Source organism: Peptococcaceae bacterium 1198_IL3148, assembly GCA_036763105.1.
In the GTDB taxonomy this organism is placed as follows: Bacteria; Bacillota; Desulfotomaculia; order Desulfotomaculales; family Desulfohalotomaculaceae; genus JBAIYS01.
The window spans coordinates 1-922 of sequence record JBAIYS010000035.1 but is presented as its reverse complement, the minus strand read 5'-3'; the positions used below and the strand labels follow the sequence as shown (position 1 = coordinate 922).

Genomic DNA, 922 nt, shown 5'->3' with positions numbered 1-922 from the left:
CAGAAAAAATACCAGATTATTGCCGTAACACAAAAAACTAATATAATTATACTAAACCCGGGTGCAGCTTAGATAAGCAGTGCCCGGGTTTTGATTTTGTCAATGCGCCGGAATATTAAGCGCTTACATAAAAACAATTTTAGTATCGCTACTTGTATTTGGTAAGTAGAAAATGTATGTAATGGCAATTAAAAATGCACTACTTGCCAACATCCCAAATTCTAATTATTGAGTAATGATTCTTTGTATCTGAAACTTTCCCCGTTAAATATCAGCAACTGTGAATGATGAATTAGCCGGTCAATTACAGCCTCAGTTAAAATCTGGTCTACAAAAATATGGTTCCATTGAGAAAATGATAAATTAGTTGTGATAATTAAACTTTTACTTTCATAGCACAATGAAATCACTTGAAAGAGTAATTCTGCCCCTGCTTTATGCAATGGAATGTAGCCCAACTCGTCTAAAATTAATAAATCCAGCTTTTCAATCTGTTTAAAATACCGGTCTAGCTGACCACTATCATTTGCAGCCATTAGTTTGTTAACTAACTGAGCCACTGTATAGAATTTAACTCGTTTGCCGTTTTTGGCAGCATTTAAGCCAATAATTGTGGATAAATAAGTTTTTCCTGTTCCAACTCCACCATAAAAGATTAGGTTCTCTTGTTTATCAATAAACTCACTATTAAGTAAATATGAGGTGCTTAGGCCATTTGGCAACTGAATATCATCCCATTGAAATGGCAATGTTGCTTTTGGCTTAGGCAAAGTTGCTTGCTTAATTAGGTTACTGATTCTTCTTTCATCCCGTTGCTTTACCTCATATTCGAACAGTTTTACAAGGTATTCCTCGTAAGTATCAGCCTTTACTTCATGGTAATTTAGCGGTATCCAACTTAATTTTAAACGCTTGGCATAGG

Annotated in this window: 1 protein-coding gene; it reads right to left on the bottom strand. The window is 34.7% G+C overall.

Translation table 11 applies throughout. The features are described from left to right. Nucleotides 1-221: 221 nt before the first annotated feature. The coding region (istB, locus tag V6C27_14750) for an IS21-like element helper ATPase IstB (GenBank protein ID MEG6617651.1) at nucleotides 222-922 on the bottom strand (701 nt) is incomplete at its 5' end.